Annotated in this window: 11 protein-coding genes; 5 read left to right on the top strand and 6 right to left on the bottom strand. The window is 76.9% G+C overall.

The window, feature by feature from the left end:
* The first annotated feature begins 102 nt into the window (after positions 1-102).
* A complete protein-coding gene (gene gndA / locus VER05_RS07590) occupies positions 103-1,542 on the top strand; it encodes an NADP-dependent phosphogluconate dehydrogenase (protein ID WP_324844772.1) in 1,440 nt (479 codons plus the stop codon).
* A complete protein-coding gene (locus tag VER05_RS07585) occupies positions 1,539-2,810 on the top strand; it encodes a hypothetical protein (protein WP_324844771.1) in 1,272 nt (423 codons plus the stop codon). The genes gndA and VER05_RS07585 overlap by 4 nt, the downstream gene beginning before the upstream one ends.
* Before the next feature lie 84 nt (positions 2,811-2,894).
* Here VER05_RS07585 and VER05_RS07580 read toward each other — a convergent pair whose 3' ends face one another.
* Entirely contained in the window at positions 2,895-3,380 is a 486-nt protein-coding gene (locus VER05_RS07580) for a hypothetical protein (RefSeq protein ID WP_324844770.1), read from the bottom strand.
* Positions 3,381-3,433: 53 nt separating this feature from the next.
* Positions 3,434-4,237, bottom strand: a complete 804-nt coding sequence (locus VER05_RS07575; RefSeq protein WP_324844769.1) for a dihydrofolate reductase family protein — start codon at positions 4,235-4,237, stop codon at positions 3,434-3,436.
* Here VER05_RS07575 and zapE point away from each other — a divergent pair.
* Positions 4,236-5,324: a cell division protein ZapE gene (gene zapE / locus VER05_RS07570; protein ID WP_414647581.1), complete on the top strand. Its 1,089-nt coding sequence runs from the start codon at positions 4,236-4,238 to the stop codon at positions 5,322-5,324. The genes VER05_RS07575 and zapE overlap by 2 nt on opposite strands.
* A gap of 159 nt (positions 5,325-5,483) precedes the next feature.
* Here zapE and treZ read toward each other — a convergent pair whose 3' ends face one another.
* From treZ to glgX, 3 genes are read right to left on the bottom strand one after another with little or no spacing between them, the layout of a single operon-like run.
* Positions 5,484-7,340 (bottom strand): malto-oligosyltrehalose trehalohydrolase, encoded by a 1,857-nt coding sequence (gene treZ / locus VER05_RS07565; protein ID WP_324844767.1) that lies wholly within the window; start codon positions 7,338-7,340, stop codon positions 5,484-5,486.
* Complete coding sequence (gene treY, locus VER05_RS07560; RefSeq protein WP_324844766.1) at positions 7,337-9,868, bottom strand: malto-oligosyltrehalose synthase; 2,532 nt, start codon at positions 9,866-9,868, stop codon at positions 7,337-7,339. The genes treZ and treY overlap by 4 nt, the downstream gene beginning before the upstream one ends.
* Entirely contained in the window at positions 9,865-12,129 is a 2,265-nt protein-coding gene (gene glgX / locus VER05_RS07555; RefSeq protein ID WP_324844765.1) for a glycogen debranching protein GlgX, read from the bottom strand. The genes treY and glgX overlap by 4 nt, the downstream gene beginning before the upstream one ends.
* Before the next feature lie 275 nt (positions 12,130-12,404).
* Here glgX and VER05_RS07550 point away from each other — a divergent pair, with 275 nt between their 5' ends.
* Both VER05_RS07550 and VER05_RS07545 read left to right on the top strand, forming a co-directional pair.
* Complete coding sequence (locus VER05_RS07550) at positions 12,405-12,614, top strand: hypothetical protein (protein WP_166942434.1); 210 nt, start codon at positions 12,405-12,407, stop codon at positions 12,612-12,614.
* 127 nt (positions 12,615-12,741) lie between these two features.
* The gene (locus VER05_RS07545; protein WP_324844764.1) at positions 12,742-13,926 is read left to right on the top strand and encodes a class I SAM-dependent methyltransferase; all 1,185 of its coding nucleotides are present in this window, start codon (positions 12,742-12,744) and stop codon (positions 13,924-13,926) included.
* Here VER05_RS07545 and VER05_RS07540 read toward each other — a convergent pair.
* A complete protein-coding gene (locus VER05_RS07540) occupies positions 13,908-17,198 on the bottom strand; it encodes an AfsR/SARP family transcriptional regulator (protein ID WP_324844763.1) in 3,291 nt (1,096 codons plus the stop codon). The genes VER05_RS07545 and VER05_RS07540 overlap by 19 nt on opposite strands.
* Positions 17,199-17,274 lie beyond the last annotated feature (76 nt).

Genomic DNA, 17,274 nt, shown 5'->3' with positions numbered 1-17,274 from the left:
CGTAGGGCGGACGCTCTCGACCTGCGGTCGCGGCACGCCGGGCGGCGACGCCCCGGACTAGGGTGAACCTGCCCTGGCACCCCCTCGAAGGAGCACCCGCGCATGTCTGCACCCGCCGCACAGATCGGCGTCACCGGCCTCGCCGTCATGGGCCGCAACCTCGCCCGCAACCTGGCCCGGCACGGCTACACGGTCGCGGTGCACAACCGCTCGCAGGCGAAGACCGACTCCCTGATCGCCGACCACGGCGACGAGGGCACGTTCGTGCCGTCGGTGACCACCGAGGAGTTCGTGGCGTCGCTGGAGCGGCCGCGCAAGGTGATCATCATGGTGAAGGCCGGCGGCCCGACCGACGCCGTGATCGACGAGCTGGTGCCGCTGCTGGACGAGGGCGACATCGTCATCGACGCGGGCAACGCGCACTTCCCGGACACCCGCCGCCGCGAGGCCGCGCTCCGCGAGAAGGGCCTGCACTTCGTCGGCACCGGCGTGTCCGGCGGCGAGGAGGGAGCCCTGAACGGCCCGTCGATCATGCCGGGCGGCTCCCGCGAGTCGTACGCGGTGCTGGGCCCGATCCTCGAGGACATCTCGGCCAAGGTCGACGGCACCCCCTGCTGCACCTACGTCGGCCCCGACGGCGCCGGGCACTTCGTCAAGATGGTGCACAACGGCATCGAGTACGCCGACATGCAGCTGATCGCCGAGGCGTACGACCTGCTCAAGCAGGGCCTGGGTGCCTCCGCCGCGGAGATCGCCGACATCTTCCGCACCTGGAACGAGGGCGACCTGGAGTCGTTCCTCATCGAGATCACGGCCGAGGTGCTGACGCAGGTCGACGCCGAGACCGGGTCCGCGTTCGTCGACGTCGTCCTCGACCAGGCGGAGCAGAAGGGCACCGGCCGCTGGACCGTGCAGAACGGCCTGGACCTGGGCGTGCCGATCACCGGCATCGCGGAGGCCACGTTCGCCCGCGCGCTGTCCGGCTCGGTCCCGCAGCGCACCGCCGCCCGCGGCACGCTGCCGGCGCACGCCGGCACGTTCGAGGTGACCGACCGCGACGCGTTCATCGAGGACGTCCGCCTCGCGCTGTACGCGTCGAAGGTCGTCGCGTACTCGCAGGGCTTCGACCAGATCGCCGCGGCGTCCGCCGAGAACGGCTGGGACATCGACCGCGGCGCGATGGCCCGCATCTGGCGCGGCGGCTGCATCATCCGCGCCCGGTTCCTCAATCGGATCACCGAGGCCTACGAGCGGGACGCGGACCTGCCGCTGCTGCTCGCCGACGAGTACTTCACCGGCGCGGTCGGCAACGGCGTCGCCGCGTGGCGCCGGATCGTGGCCCAGGCCGCGCTGGCCGGCGTGCCGACCCCGGCGTTCTCCTCCTCGCTGTCGTACTACGACGGCGTGCGGGCCGACCGGCTGCCGGCGGCGCTGATCCAGGCGCAGCGCGACTTCTTCGGCGCGCACACCTACAAGCGCGTCGACAGGGACGGCACCTTCCACACCGAGTGGTCCGGCGACCGCGCCGAGCACACCGCGTGAGCGCGGCGACGCCGGCGCCGGGCACGGAGGGGCTGCGCGACCTGCAGCCCGTCATGCTCGGCGCCGACATCGGCGTGTACGCGCTGGCGCGGGCCTTCCACGAGGCGTACGGGGTCCGGTCGATCGTGGTGAGCGGCGCGGCCCTCGGGCCGGTCGCCGACTCGCGGATCGTCGACAACCGGCTGGTCGCGGACGGGCACGACCCGCGCCAGCTGGTCGACGCCGTGCTGGAGGTGGCCCGCGAGCAGGCGGGGAAGCGGCTGGTGCTGCTGGCGAACTCGGACTGGCTGGTCCGGGTCGTCGTCCAGCACCGCGCGGAGCTCGAGCCGCACTACGTGGTGCCGTTCCTCGGCGAGGAGCTGATGGACCGGCTGTCGGACAAGGCGACGTTCGCGGAGATCGCGACGGAGCTCGGCCTGGCCGTGCCGCGGACGATCGTCCAGGACTTCGCCCTCGCGGACGACCCGGCCTGGGCGCCGGTCCCGGTGGACGTCGGCTACCCGCTGATCGCCAAGGCGGCCAGCAGCGCCGACTACCAGGAGGTCGAGTTCGCGGGGAAGAAGAAGGTCTTCGAGATCTCCTCGCCCGACGAGCTGGACGCGCTGTGGGCGTCGCTGCGCGGGGCCGGCTACCGCGGCCGGTTCGTCGTCCAGGAGCTCGTGCCGGGCGACGACACCCAGATGCGGTCGATCACCGCGTACGTGGACTCCCGCGGGTCGATCACGCTGCTGGCGTCCGCGCACGTGCTGCTCGAGGAGCACACCCCGTCCGGCCTGGGGAACCCGGCCGCGATGGTGGTGACCCGGGAGCAGGGCATGCTCGACCAGGCGGCGGCGTTCCTGCGCGGCGTCGGCTACGTCGGGTTCGCGAACTTCGACGTGAAGGTCGACCCGCGCGACGGGTCGTTCCGGTTCTTCGAGGTCAACCCCCGCATCGGCCGGAACAACTACTACGTGACGGCCGCCGGGGCGAACGTCGCGCGGTTCCTCGTCGAGGACCGGGTGCTGGACCGGGCGGTCGAGCCGGTGGTCGTGGACACCGAGGTGCTGTACTCGATCCTGCCGCACCGGCTGCTGCTGAGGTACGTGCTCGACCCGGCGCTGGCCGGGAAGGTGCGCGGGCTGATCCGGGCCGGGCGGGTGGCGCACCCGCTGCGGTACCGCCGCGACGCCGGGCTCAAGCGGCGCTGGTACGTGCTGGCCGCCGGGCTGAACCAGGTGCGCAAGTTCCGCCGGTACTACCCGGAGCCGACGAGCACGGGGTTCTGACCCCGGAGCCCCGCGCTGCGACGTGCGACGGCCGGTGCCCCCGAGCGGGGCGCCGGCCGTCGTCGTGCGGGCGTGCGGCGGGGCTCAGCCCAGCTCGGACGTGCCCGAGTACAGGTGCAGCACCGGGACCCGGAGCTCCTCGCGGGCGCGGGACGCCCAGTCGCGGTGGAAGGTGTCCTCCAGCGCGTGCGGGTAGGTCACGACGACCACCTCGCGGGCACCCTCGGACGCCACGGCGGCGCGCAGCGCGGGCAGCGGGTCGTCGTCGACGACCGTGCCGGACGCGCTCACGCCCGCGTCGGCGAACGCGGCCAGGCTGTCGGCGAGCTGCTCGGCGGCGTCGGCGGTGGCCTCGGTCGGCTCCGGCTCGCGGCCCAGCACGGTGTCGAGCGCGTCGCGCAGCTCGCCCATGCTGAGCTGGTCGACGAGCGACACGAGCACGTTGCGCTCGGTGTCGGCGGGGACGAGCACCCGGTACTGCAGCTGCTCGCCGTCGTGCAGCGAGACGATGTGGGCGACGTCGGCGGCGGCGAGGGTGTCCTCCGTGAGGACCAGGATCGTGTCGGTCACGGCTCGACCCTAGCGGGCGTCGGCGCTGCTCACCCGGCCGGGCCGCGCGCGGGTCAGCCGGCGGCGGGCCCGGCCGGGCCGAGCACCCAGCGGCCCAGCAGCATCCCGTCGCTGTGCAGCAGGTGCGCCGGGCGGGCCGGCAGCGGGTCGAGCCACTCGGGGGCCTGGACCGCGCGCAGACCCGGCCCGCCGACGAGCAGCGGGCTGGTCGTCAGGCACAGCTCGTCGACCAGGCCGGCGCGCACCAGGTCGGTGAGCAGCCTCGGGCCGCCCTCGGCGAGCACGCGGGTCAGGCCGCGCTCCGCGAGCGCGGCGAGGGCGGCGGCGAGGTCGACCTCGTGCTCGCCCGCGACCAGCACCCGGTCCTCGCCGAGCTCCGCGCGCAGGTCGGCGAGCCGGGGGTTGGCGGCGACCGTGACGACGTACGGGGGCCGGTCGGTTCCGCGCAGGCCCTCGGGCAGCTCGCCGGACCCGGTGACGAGGGCGAGCTCCAGGTCGGGCGCCTGGTCACGGGCGGCGCGGGCCGCGCGCAGGTCGGCGGGGACCGCGAGCGGGGTGTACCCCTCGGCGCGGGCCGTCCCGGCCCCGACGAGCACCACGTCCGCGACGGCCCGCATGACCCGGAACACCCGCCAGTCCGCGGGGCCGTTGATGCTCCGGGACCGGCCGTCCGGGCCCTGGGCCGAGCCGTCCACGGTCGCGATCATGTTGGCGCGCACCGCGGCGGGCCGTCCGGGCGCGGGGTCCGGGTGCGCGTACAGGTTGTGCAGGGCGGGCTCGCCGGCCTCGGGGGCCAGCGTCGCGCCGGCGCGGTCGAGGGGCAGCAGCACGTCCAGGGGCGGGAGCTCGCGGGGCATGGCGGTCAGGCTAGTCGTAGGCTGTGCGGCCGTGAGCCCCAGCCCCGCCACGCCGACGACGGCGAGCCTGACCTCCCGGCGCCCCGACGTCGGCCGCGACCGCCTGCTGTCGGAGCGCGTGCCGCCGCCGCACTTCGCCGGCGAGTCCTTCGACACCTACCGGCCCGACCCGGCGTACGCGAGCCAGGCGGCCGCGGTGGCCCGGCTGCGGGAGGTCGCGGCGACCCTGACCGGCGCGGGTGGGTCCGGGGGTCTGCTGAGCCGGCTGCGGCGCAAGCCCGCCGCGGTGCCCGCGGTGTACCTGGACGGCGGGTTCGGCGTCGGCAAGACCCACCTGCTCGCCTCGCTGGCCGCCGCGGTGGGGCCGGAGGCGGCGGCGTACGGCACGTTCGTCGAGTGGACCAACCTGGTCGGCGCGCTCGGGTTCCGGCCGACCGTGGACGCGCTCGCCACCCGGAAGCTCGTCTGCATCGACGAGTTCGAGCTCGACGACCCCGGCGACACCGTGCTGATGTCCCGGCTGCTGCGCGAGCTGACCGACCGGGGCGTGGCGCTCGCGGCCACCTCGAACACCCTGCCCGAGTCCCTCGGCGAGGGCCGGTTCGCGGCCGACGACTTCCTGCGCGAGATCCAGGACCTGTCCGACCGGTTCGAGGTGCTGCGGATCGACGGCGAGGACTACCGGCGGCGCGAGGCGGTCACGGACGCGCCCGGGCTGGACGACGACGCCGTGCGGGCCGCGGCCGCGGGGGTCGCCGGCGCGACGCTGGACGACTTCGGCGACCTGCTCGCGCACCTGTCGACCGTGCACGCCTCGCGGTACGGGGCGCTGCTGGACGGGGTGGAGCTCGTCGGGCTGACCGGGGTCGGGCCGGTGCCGGACCAGGACGTCGCGCTGCGCCTGGTGTCGCTGGTGGACCGGCTGTACGACCGGGACGTGCCGGTGCTGCTGGGCGGCGCGGGGGAGTCGGTGCTGTTCACCGAGCAGATGCTGGCGGGCGGGTACCGGAAGAAGTACTACCGGGCGCTGTCCCGCCTGGGCGCGCTGGCCGAGCGCGGCCGCCAGGAGGCCGCGGCCCGCGGCTGACGCCCGGCACTCCCGCCGTCCCCGCCCGGCACGCCCCGCGTTCCTCCTCACGGTGGAACGTCGTGACCGACACGCCGACGGCGTGTCGGTCACAACGTTCCACTGTCAGACGAGCCGGGACGAGCCGGGGCTCGTCGGGTCGAGGCCGGAGGTCGGAGGTCAGGGGGCCAGGACCGCCACCGAGCGCGGGCCCAGGAGCAGCTGCGCCGGGGCGCCGTCCGGGCCGGCCGGGACCACCCGGGCCGTCGCCCAGGACGCCAGCACCCGCAGGTCCCCGTCCGACGCCAACGGGACCGTGCGATCCGCGTCGGCCAGGTTCACCACCACGCGCGCGTCGCCGCGGTGCAGGACCAGCCAGTCGGCCCACGCCCCGTCGACGGGCTCGGCCGCCCCCGGGCCGTCGGCCCAGGTCAGGTCCGTGCGCGCCCGGTCGCCCGACGCCAGGTCGGGCACCTCGCGGCGCAGCCGCGCGAGCGTCCGGTACCAGTCGAGCATCCGCTCGCCGCCGGGCAGGGTCGGCTCGTCCCAGTCGAGCCGGCCGGCGTCGAACGTCGCCGCGGCCTGCGGGTCCGGGACCTCGAAGGTGTCCTCGTCGGCGCCGTACATCTCCGCCCAGCCGTGGCCGCCGAACTCCCGGGACCGGCCCTCGCGGACCGCCTGGGCGAGCTCGGGCTCCGGGTGGTCCGTGACGTACATCCACGGGGTGCGCGCGCCCCACTCCTCGCCCATGAACAGCATCGGCGTGAACGGGGACAGCAGCACCAGAGCCGCGGACGCGGCCAGCGCGCCGTCGTCCAGCGCGGCGGACGGCCGGTCGCCGAGCGCGCGGTTGCCGACCTGGTCGTGGTCGGAGCCGAACACCACGAACCGGTGCCCGTCGACCCCCGGCGGCACCGGCGCGCCCCAGTCCTCGCCCCGGAACGTCGAGTACCCGCCGTCGTGCACGAACACGTCCCGGTACGCCTTGCGCAGCGTCTCGGGCGCGCCGAAGTCGACGTAGTAGCCGTGCCGCTCGCCGGTGAGCAGGGCGTGCAGCGCGTGGTGCACGTCGTCCGCCCACTGCGCGGTCATGCCCCAGCCGCCCTCGGCGGTCGGCGTCACCGACACCGGGTCGTTGAGGTCGACCTCGGCGATCAGGGACAGCGGCCGGCCCACCTCCGCGGACAGGGCCGCGACCTCGTCGGACAGCTGCGCCAGCACGTGCCGCGGCGAGTCGTCGACCAGGGCGTGCACGGCGTCCAGCCGCAGGGCGTCGACGTGGAAGTCCCGGAACCAGCGCAGCGCGCTGTCCACGATCCACCGCCGCACCTCGCCGGCGCCGTCCCCGTCCAGGTTGATCGCCGCGCCCCACGGGGTGTGGTGCGCCTCGGTGAAGTACGGCCCGAACTCGCCCAGGTAGTTGCCGGACGGCCCCAGGTGGTTGTGCACGACGTCGAGGCAGACCGCCAGGCCCGCGGCGTGCGCGGCGTCGACGAACCGCTGCAGGGCGGCCGGGCCGCCGTACGGCTCGTGCACCCCGTACAGGCTGACGCCGTCGTAGCCCCACCCGCGCTCGCCGTTGAACGGCGCGAGCGGGAGGAGCTCGACGACCTGGACCCCGGTGGCGACCAGGTGGTCGAGCCGCCCGGCCGCGGCGTCCAGCGTGCCCTCCGGCGTGAACGTGCCGACGTGCAGCTCGTAGACGACCGCGCCGCGCACGTCGCGCCCGGCCCAGCCGTCGTCGGACCACGCGTGCCGGGACGCGTCGAACACCCGGCTCGGCCCGTGCACGCCGGCGGGCGCGGCGGGGCCGCGGGGGTCCGGCCGCGGGTCGCCGCCGTCGAGCACGAAGGCGTAGTCCGTGCCGTGCGGGAGCTCGCGGTCGGTGGTCCACCAGCCGTCGCCGGCCGCCGTCAGCGGCACCGTCTCGGCCCCCGCGTCGTCGGCCGCGGGCAGGTGCAGCGCGACGGACGTCGCGTGCGGGGCCCAGACGTCGCCGGGGCGGACCTCGCGGGGCGCGGGTCGGGTCTCGGTCACGCGTCGGTCCTCCTCACGAGCAGGGCGACCGGCAGGCGGTCGAGCAGGTCGGCCAGCGGCCGGACGCCGCCGTCGACGGGGCGGTCGGCCAGCACGTCGTGCCACTCGCCCTCGGGCAGGGCGACCGTGTGCTCGCCCCAGCCGCCGAGCCGGTCGACCATCGCGGCCAGCCGGGTGGCCACCACGGCGACCCGCGGCTCGCCGTCGGCGGTGCGGGCGTAGGTGAGCACGTGCCCGGACGAGTGCGGCAGCGGCGTGATGCCCGCGCCCGGCCCGACGAACGCCTCGGGCAGGTCGCGGCGCAGCCGCAGCGCCCGGGAGGTGACCAGCAGCTTCTCGTCCGCGAGGTCGCGGGTGCCCGCGCCCTCGTCCAGCCGCGCCAGCCGCGCCGCGATCGCGTCGTGGTCGACGGGCCGGCGGTTGTCCGGGTCGACCAGCGCGACGAACGGCACCTCGGTGCCCTGGTAGACGTCGGCGATCCCGGGCAGCGTGAGCTGCACGATCTTCTGGCCGAGCGTGGCGGCGCGCACGGCGTCGCGGGTGCGGTGCTCCCAGTCGGTCAGCAGCGCGGCCACCCGCTCGTCGGCCAGCGCCTGGGTCGCGACGTCGAGCACCGCGCGCTCGTACGCCTCGTCCGGGCTGGTCCACGACGTGCGGTCCTTGGCCTCGCGGACCGCCTTGGTCAGGTACTCGGTCAGCCGCTCGGCCGCGATCGGGCCCTCGGCCGTCCACGTCCCGGCCAGCGTCTGCCACAGCAGGTTCTCGGCGCGGCCGTCGAGCAGCGTGCTCCGGTAGGCCGCCGTGGCGTCGCGGAGCCGCCCGACCAGCTCGGCCCACTCGACCGGCAGCTCGGACAGGACGCCGAGCCGGGCCCGGACGTCCTCGCTGCGCTTGGTGTCGTGCGTGGACAGGGTGGTCATGCCGAGCGGGGTCTGCTGCTGGGCCCGCACGGCCCACGCGAGCAGCTCGGTGGGGGACAGGGCGAACCGCTCGGGCTCGCCGCCGACCTCGGTCAGCGACACCAGGTGGGTCCACCGGTAGAACGCCGTGTCCTCGACGCCCTTGGCCATGACCGCGCCGCAGGTCTGCTGGAACCGCACGACGAGCTCGTCGCGCTGCGGCTCCCGGGTGCGGCCGGCGCTGCCGACCTCGCGGCCGAGCAGCAGGTCGACCAGGACGTCCATCGTCGCGGCTCGCTCCGGGGACAGCCGCGCGCGGGCGGCCCGGGCGGCGTGCTCCAGCACCTCGACGTCGGCCGGGTGCGGGGTGCGGCCCGGCACGACGTAGGCCCGGTACCGGTCCATCGCGACCAGCAGCTCGACCAGGCAGTCGTGCAGCGAGCGCCACGTGTGGTCCCGCAGCCGCAGGTCGCCGCGGCACACCTCGGCGGCGAGCTCGGTGAGCCGGTACACCTCGGCGTACAGCGCGCGGTCGACGATCTGCCGCTTGGCGGTGTCGACCACCTCGGGCAGGGCGTCGGACGACTCGCCCGTCAGGCGGTGCATGAGCGCGCCCAGCCGGGCGCCGCCGCCCGGGTCCACGAACGCCTGCTGGATCCGCCACAGCGCCTCGTAGCCCGTGGTGCCGGCGGTGTCCCAGTCGGCCGGCAGCTCCTCGTCGCCCTGCAGGATCTTCTCCACGACGACCCACGCGCCGCCGGACCGCTCGCGCAGCCGCTCCAGGTAGCCGCCCGGGTCGGCCAGGCCGTCCGGGTGGTCGATGCGCAGCCCGTCGAGCACCCCCTCGTCGAGCAGCCGCAGCACCAGGGCGTGCGTCGCGTCGAACACGGCGGGGTCCTCGACCCGGATCGCGGCGAGGGTGCCGACGTCGAAGAACCGCCGGTAGTTCAGCTCCTCGTCGGCGACCCGCCAGTACGCCAGCCGGTAGTGCTGCCGCTCCAGCAGCTCGGCGAGCGGCAGCGCCTCGGTGCCCGGGCGGACCGGGAACGCGTGGTCGTAGTAGCGGAGCACGGGCTGCGGCTCGGCGCCCTGGCCGGGGACGACCTCGTGCTCGAGCCGGATCTCGCCGGACGCGAGCACGGCGCCGATCCGGTCGCCCAGCACCGGCATGAGCACGTCGCCCGCGCCCGCGGACCAGTCGACGTCGAACCAGGAGGCGTAGGGCGACTCCGGGCCCTCGGCGAGCACGGACCACAGCGCCTTGTTGTGCCACGCCGGGGTGGGCACGGCCATGTGGTTCGGCACGATGTCGAGCACCAGGCCGAGCCCGGCGGCGTGCGCCCGGTCGGCGAGCCGGCGCAGGGCCGGCTCGCCGCCGAGGACGGGGGAGACCTCGTCGTGATCGACGACGTCGTAGCCGTGCGTCGAGCCCGGCGCCGCGGTCAGGATCGGCGACAGGTAGACGTGCGTGACGCCGAGGTCGGCCAGGTACGGCACGAGGTCGGCGGCGTCGTCCAGCGTGAGGTCGGCCCCGAGCTGGAGCCGGTAGGTGGACGTCGGGACCGGGCGGCCCGCCGCGGGCAGGCGGCGGGTGGGCGTGCGGGGCTCCGTCCCGCGGTCGACGGTCACTTGCCCCGCTTCCGGTCGGCCGCGCCGTCGGCGGGTGCGGGCGCGCCCGACGGCGTGCCCGGGGTGCCGGGCAGCCCCGTCGGTGCGGGCGGCTCGGCGCCGGTCGGCAGCGACGTGACCGCCGGCGCCTGCGTGATCGGGTCGACCTGCTGGATCGGCGGGCGGGACAGCACGACGGTCGACCGGTGCGCGATCTCGAGCGTCGTCGAGTGCGCGATCTCGTCGCCCGGCTCGAGCTGGTGGTCGCTGTCGAGCGCGACGGTCCACGTCTCGCCGTACTCGGCGTCCGGCAGCGTGAAGGACACCGGCTCCGGCTGCGCGTTGAACAGCACCAGGAACGAGTCGTCGACGATCTCCTCGCCGCGCAGGTCCGGCTCGGCGATCGCGTCGCCGTTGAGGAACACCATGACCGCGCGCGCGAACTCCTCCTGCCACTGCGCGTCGGACATGTGCGTGCCGGCGGGCGACAGCCAGGCGATGTCGCGCAGGTCGGACTCGCCGCCCCGCTCGGGCGCGCCCGCGAAGAACCGGCGCCGGCGGAACACCGGGTGGTCCTTGCGCAGGTGCACGACGGCGCGCGCGTACTCGAGCAGCTCGGTGTCGTGCTCGTCGAGGTCCCAGTTCTGCCAGGAGAGCTCGTCGTCCTGGCAGTACACGTTGTTGTTGCCCTGCTGGGTCCGGCCCATCTCGTCGCCGTGCAGGATCATCGGCACGCCCTGGGACAGCAGCAGGGTGGTGAGGAAGTTCCGGCGCTGCCGGCCGCGCAGGTCGAGGATCTCCGGGTCGTCCGTCGGGCCCTCCACGCCGCAGTTCCACGACCGGTTGTGGCTCTCGCCGTCCCGGTTGTCCTCGCCGTTCGCCTCGTTGTGCTTCTCGTTGTACGCGGTGAGGTCGGCCAGCGTGAAGCCGTCGTGCGCCGTGACGAAGTTGACGCTCGCGATCGGGCGCCGGCCGGTGTGCTCGTAGAGGTCCGACGAGCCGGACAGCCGGCTCGCGAACTCGGCCAGCGTCGACGGCTCGCCGCGCCAGAAGTCGCGCACCGTGTCCCGGTACTGCCCGTTCCACTCCGACCACAGGGGCGGGAACCCGCCGACCTGGTAGCCGCCGTCGCCGAGGTCCCACGGCTCCGCGATGAGCTTGACCTGGGAGATGATCGGGTCCTGCTGCACGATGTCGAAGAACGCGCTGAGGCGGTCGACCTCGTGGAACTGGCGGGCCAGCGTCGCCGCGAGGTCGAACCGGAACCCGTCGACGTGCATGTCCTGCACCCAGTAGCGCAGCGAGTCCATGATCAGCTGCAGCACGTGCGGCGAGCGCATGAGCAGCGAGTTCCCGGTGCCCGTGGTGTCGAAGTAGTGCGCCTGGTCCTCGTCGACGAGCCGGTAGTACGACGCGTTGTCGATGCCCCGGAACGACAGGGTGGGGCCCAGGTGGTTGCCCTCGGCGGTGTGGTTGTAGACCACGTCGAGGATGACCTCGATGTCGGCGGCGTGCAGCGCCTTGACCATCGCCTTGAACTCCTGCACCTGCTGCCCGGTGCTGCCGAAGGCCGCGTAGGCGTTGTGCGGCGCGAAGAAGCCGATCGTGTTGTAGCCCCAGTAGTTCGACAGCCCGCGGTCCTGCAGGGACGGGTCGTTGACGAACTGGTGCACCGGCATGAGCTCGACGGCGGTGACCCCGAGGTTGGTCAGGTGCTCGATGACCGCCGGGTGCGCCAGGGCGGAGTACGTGCCGCGCATCTCCTCCGGGACGGCCGGGTGCAGCTGGGTCAGGCCCTTGACGTGCGCCTCGTAGATGACCGAGTCGTGGTACTCGTGCTGCGGCGGGCGGTCGTGGCCCCAGTCGAAGTACGGGTTCACCACGACGGAGGTCATGGTGTGGCCGGCGGAGTCCTCGGTGTTCCGCTCGTCCTCGGCGCCGAACGTGTACGAGTACAGCGACGGGTCGTTGTCGATCTGCCCGTCGATCGCCTTGGCGTAGGGGTCGAGCAGCAGCTTCGACGGGTCGCAGCGGTGGCCCTGCGCCGGGTCGTACGGGCCGTGCACGCGGTAGCCGTACCGGGTGCCGGGCTGGAGCGCGGGGACGTAGCCGTGCCACACGAACGCGTCGACCTCGGGCAGGTCCACCCGCGTCTCGTTCCCCGCCTCGTCGAACAGGCAGAGCTCCACCCGCTCCGCGACCCCGGAGAACAGCGCGAAGTTGGTGCCGCTGCCGTCGTAGGTCGCGCCGAGCGGGTAGGGGCGTCCGGGCCAGATCCTCATGCGCGTCAGTCCTCCGGGGACGGTGGGGTCAGGCGGCTGGTCGCCGCTCCTGGGCACAGCGTGCCAGGGGTCCCCCCAGGTGCGCAGGACGAACGGGTCCGGCGGGGGTCCGGCGGGGTCCCGGCCGGCGGCGCGGGGACGTGCCGCCCGGGCGGGGGCGGGGGCTCGCGCTGGGCCGAACGGGCGGCGGGACCCGGGAGTTCACCCCCCGCGACGGCCCCGTTCACCCCCATGGACTATCGCATAACGGGCAAAACGGACGCATGCTCTGACCCATGGCGGAACAGGACGACGCGCGGGTGGTCATCACCAACGCGGACATCGCGGCGGCGAAGCGCGACTGGCAGCTCGCCCGCAGCCGCGGGGACCTGCCCGCCCGGGTCGACGCGGCCTACGACCTGTACCGGCGGCTCGTCTCGGCCCAGGCCCAGCAGATCGCCGACACGTTCCGCGCCACGGGGGCGCTGCGCGCGGACCAGGGCTGAGCCGCGGGACCGGCGCCGCCGGGTGCGGCGCTGCGAGCGGGCTGCGAGGCGCGTGCGAGGGGCGCGGCGCCTCCTGGTGGGGTCCCGCCGGCGACCGGCCGGCGGCCCGACCCGCGAGGGGGACCGCATGTCCACGACCACGCCCGCGGCGCGCACGGCCACGGCGCCGCCCGCCGACCGCGCGGCCGACGGCACCGCCACCGGCGGCGCGAGCCAGGACCGCGGCGCCGCCCGGCCCGGCGACCTGCTCGAGCCCGCGGGCCCGAGCACGGCGGAGGTGGCGGACCGCGTGTTCGCCGCCAGCCTCGGCGCCCAGGAGCTCGCGGCGGTGCACGCCGGCGACCGGCTCGGCTGGTACCGCGCGCTCGCCCGGTCCGGCCCGTGCACCCCGGACGAGCTCGCCGCCCGGACCGCCACCCACCCGCGGTACGCCCGCGAGTGGCTGGAGCACCAGGCGGCCGCCGGCTACGTCGTCGCGGCGGGCGGGGCGTACGCGCTGACCCCGGGCGCCGCGGCGGTGCTGGCCGACCCCGACTCGCCGGCCTACCTGGCGCCGCTGGGCCGGATGCACGCGGCCAGCGTCCGGGTGTCGGACGAGCTGCACGCCGCGTACCGGTCGGGCGGCGGCGTGCCCTGGGAGCGGCTGGGCGCCGACGCGCGCGAGGCCCAGGCGGCGCTGAACCGGCCGTTCTTCCTGGGCGGGCTCGCGGACGTCCTGGCGGCGTGGCTGCCCGACCTCGACGACCGGCTGCGCCGGGGCGCCCGGGTGGTCGACGTCGGCTGCGGCGAGGGCTGGTCGTCGATCGGCCTGGCGCTGGCGTACGAGGACGTCGAGGTCACGGGCGTCGATCTCGACGCGGCGTCGGTCGCGGCGGCCCGCCGGCACGCGGCGGCGCGGGGCGTCGAGGACCGCGTCCGGTTCGTGGCGGCGGACGCGGCGGCGCTCGCCGGGGACGCCGCCGGCGGGTACGACGTGGGGCTCGCGTTCGAGTGCGTGCACGACCTCGCCGACCCGGTCGGGGTGCTCGCGGCGGTGCGGCGGCTGGTCGCGGCGGACGGCTGGGTGCTGGTGGCGGACGAGCGGGTGGCCGAGGAGTTCACCGCGCCCGCCGGGCCGCTCGACCGCTGGTACTACGGGTTCTCGCTCGGGGTGTGCCTGCCGGACGGGCTGTCGCACCCGGGCGGCGTGGGCACCGGCACGGTGATGCGGCCGGCGACGCTCGCCGGGTACGCGCGCGGCGCGGGGTTCGCGGCGACCGAGGTGCTGCCGGTCGAGCACGACCTGTTCCGGTTCTACCGGCTCCGGGGCTGACGCGGGGCGGCGGCCGCTGCGGCGCGGCGCGCGGGCCCGGGGGCACCGTCGGCGGGCGGCGCGGGGACCGGCCGCGCGGGGGCCGCCGCCGGCCGGGCGGGCGCGGGGGGCACCGGTCGCGCCGCGCCGGCGGGAGCCGGGCCACCGCGGGCGGCACCCGCGCCCGCCGGCGGCGCGGCCAGCCGGTCGACCGCGGCCCCGAGGTCGTCGTCGGCGCCCGCGTCGACCAGCGCCGCCAGCCGCGGCGCACCGAGCGCCGCGGCGAGCCCGGCCCGCGCGCCGGCCAGCGCGTCGGCCTCCACGCCGTAGGTCACGGGCAGGTCCGGGGCGGTGACGGCGCCGAGCAGCAGCGCCGCCTCCTCGGGCCGGTCCAGGCGGAGCAGCAGCGGGACGGCGTTGCGCAGCGCCGTGAGCAGGTGGGTCCGGTCGCCGGCCGGGGCCCAGTCGCGAGCGAGCGCCAGCAGCTCGTCGAGCGCCCCCGCGGGGTCCGGGCGGCGCGCGACCGCGGCGACGGTGGCCGCGCGCGCGACGCCCGACAGGTACCGGTCGCCCACCGACTCGGCGAGCTCGCGGGCGTCCGCGAGCGCCGCGACGGCCGCGGCCGGGTCCGTGCGCGCCAGCACCTCGCCGGTGGTGAACGCGAGCCAGGCGCGGTCGGACGGCGCCGCGAGCACCGGGTGCACGGCGCGGCGCAGCACCGCCAGCGCGGCGTCGGCGGCCAGGGGGCGGTCCCGGTAGGCCGCCACGAGCGCCGGGTAGGTCAGGCCGATGACCCGGTAGTGCGGGTCGGCGGCGTGCTGCGCCTCGGCCGCGATCCGGCCGCCGAGCGCGACCGCGTCGTCGGTGCGGCCCTCGAACAGCGCGAGGTCGGCCAGCACCTCGAGCGCGTGCAGCCGGTCCGCGGCGTCCGCGGCGCCGGCGAGGGCGTGGTGCGCCCGCCGGCCCGCGCCGCCGCGGTGGCCCTGCACCAGCGCCCGGGCCGCGAGCGCCGCGAGCACCGCCGGCGCGTCCTCGCGCCCGGGGACCGGCCAGGCCAGCACGTCGGTGCGCAGCGCGTCGACCGCGTGCCGGTGCAGGGCGCGGGTCAGCCGCACGGCCAGGTCGGGGTCGTGGGTCGCGGCCCAGGCGTGCGCCACCCGGAGGTCGGGGAGCAGCGCCGTCAGCCGCGCCCGCGCCTCGGGCTCGCCGGGGCCGCGCAGGGCCCGGTCCGCGTCCCGGGCGACGTCGAGCAGCACGGCCGCGTGCCGGGCGCGCACCGGCTCCGGCGGCGGGCCGACCACGGCGCGCACGGTCTGCAGCATCCGGTACCGGGTGCGGCCGCGGGCGTCGTCCCGCACGAGCAGCGACGCCGCCGCCAGCTGCTCGGCGGTGCGCGCCGGGACGTCGAGCACCCGCGCGGCGAGGTCGGGCGGGCACGCGGTGGCGAACACCGGCCAGCCGTCGAGCGCCGTGCGGGCGTCCCGGCCCAGCAGCTCGCGCGACCAGCCGACCAGGGCGGCGAGCGACCGGTGCCGCGCGGGCGCGTCGCGGCGCGGCTGCACCAGGGAGTCGAGGCGGGCGTCGAGCAGGTCGGCGAGGTCCGCGACGCTCAGCGTGGCGGTGCGGGCGGCGGCCATCTCGACCGCGAGGGGCAGGCCGTCGAGGCGCGCGACGATGCGGGCGACGGGGTCGGGCGCGCCGGGGTCCGCCGCTGCCGGGTCCGCCGCCGGGTCCGCCGCGGCCGGGTCCGGCCCGGTCGCCCGGCCGGAGGCGGCCCGCGCCCGGTCCCGGAACAGCCGGGCCGCGGCCGAGCGGGGCCCGTCCGTGCCCAGGGGCTCGACGAGCAGCACGTGCTCCCCGGCGACGCCGAGCGGCGTGCGGCTGGTCGCCAGCACCCGGAGCGGGCCGGGCTCGGACAGCAGCAGGTCCACGCACTCCGCGACCGCCCCCGCCACGTGCTCGCAGTTGTCCAGCACCAGGACGGCCGGGCGGGTGCCCGCGCGGGCCAGCACCTGGGCGGGCGGGTCCGCGGGGTCGGCGTCGAGGGCCTGGGCGATCGCCGTGGCGACCGCCGCGGGGTCCCGCACGGCCGCGAGCTCGACGAACCGCGGGACCAGCGGGGCGGTCGCGCGGGCCGCCGACTCCAGGGCGAGCCGCGTCTTGCCGACCCCGCCGGGGCCGACGAACGTGACCAGCGCGTTCTGCGCCAGCAGGGCGCGGGCGGCGCGCAGCTCGGCCTCGCGGCCGACGAACGAGGTCCGGGGGCGCGGGAGCGGCGGGGGCGGGTGGCCGTCGGCGCGGAGGCTGTCGCGGGCGGCCGCGGCGGGGGACGGGCCGGCGGGGGACGGGCCGGCAGCGGCGGGGCGGGCGCGGGGTGGGGCGTCGGCAGCGGCGGTCGCCGCGGCGGGCGCGGGTCCCGGTGCGCCGCCCGGCGCCGGAGGCGGCACGGTCCGCGGGCCGGTCCCGGCGGCGCCCCGCCGGGCGAGCCCGTCGGCCCGGGCCCGGGTCCCGGCCCCCGGGCGCGACGACCCGCGGTGCGCGCCGGCCGGCGCCACGGGCCGCCCCGCGGCGAGCGCGCCCGCGTGCGCCTCGCGCAGCTCCTGCGACGGCAGCAGCCCGATCTCGTCGAGCGCCGCGGCGGCCCGGAGGTACGCGAGGACCGCCTCGCCGGGCCGGCCCTCGGCGGTGCGCGCCCGGACCAGCAGCGCCCACGCCCCCTCGCGGTACGGGTCGCCGTCGAGCGCGCGCTCCGCCGCCTCCGCGGCGCGCTCCGGGTCGGTGCCGACCAGCGCGCGGGCGAGCGCCTCGTGCGCGCTGCGGCGGGCCGTCTCCAGCCGCTCGGCCTCCGCCTGCACCTCGGGCAGGTCGGCCTCGCTCCCGAACGCCGGGCCGCGCCACAGAGCGAGCGCCTCCGCGAGCACCTCGGCGCCGGCGCCGGGTGCGTCCCGGGCGGCGTCCGGCCGGCCGCGGGCGGAGCCGCGGGTGACGGCGCGGACCGCCCGGTCGAACCGGTCCGCGTCGAGGTCCTGCGGGTCGAGCCGGTACCCGCCCGGGACCGCGCGCAGGTCGGCGCCGACGAGCGCGCGGATCCGCGACGCGTGGCTGTGCAGGGTGTGCTCGGCGCTGGGTGGCGGCCCCGCCGGCCAGAGCGCGGCGATCAGGCGCTCCCGGGGGACGAGCGCGCCCCGGTGCGCCAGGAGCACCGCCAGCAGGGCGCGCTGACGTGAGCCGCGGACTGGCTCTGCCCCCTCCGCGGTCACGAGCTCCACAGGCCCCAGGACCCCGTACCGCATGGGCCGATGGTGGCCCCCGCGGGGTGGGCGCGGCAAGGGGTCGGGGGTCGCGGCGCAGGTGCCCGGCACCCGAGCG

Source organism: Cellulomonas sp. (assembly GCF_035634735.1).
Lineage (GTDB): Bacteria > Actinomycetota > Actinomycetes > Actinomycetales > Cellulomonadaceae > Cellulomonas.
The sequence above is the reverse complement of the archived record's forward strand: the minus strand, read 5'-3'. Positions and strand labels throughout refer to the sequence as shown.

What these genes read in the sequence shown, in the direction of transcription:
- gndA (WP_324844772.1), top strand. Translation starts at nt 103, where the DNA reads ATGTCTGCACCCGCCGCACAGATCGGCGTCACCGGCCTCGCCGTCATG.
- zapE (WP_414647581.1), top strand. Translation starts at nt 4,236, where the DNA reads ATGGCGGTCAGGCTAGTCGTAGGCTGTGCGGCCGTGAGCCCCAGCCCC.
- VER05_RS07575 (WP_324844769.1), bottom strand. Translation starts at nt 4,237, where the DNA reads ATGCCCCGCGAGCTCCCGCCCCTGGACGTGCTGCTGCCCCTCGACCGC.
- glgX (WP_324844765.1), bottom strand. Translation starts at nt 12,129, where the DNA reads ATGAGGATCTGGCCCGGACGCCCCTACCCGCTCGGCGCGACCTACGAC.
- VER05_RS07550 (WP_166942434.1), top strand. Translation starts at nt 12,405, where the DNA reads ATGGCGGAACAGGACGACGCGCGGGTGGTCATCACCAACGCGGACATC.
- VER05_RS07545 (WP_324844764.1), top strand. Translation starts at nt 12,742, where the DNA reads ATGTCCACGACCACGCCCGCGGCGCGCACGGCCACGGCGCCGCCCGCC.
- VER05_RS07540 (WP_324844763.1), bottom strand. Translation starts at nt 17,198, where the DNA reads ATGCGGTACGGGGTCCTGGGGCCTGTGGAGCTCGTGACCGCGGAGGGG.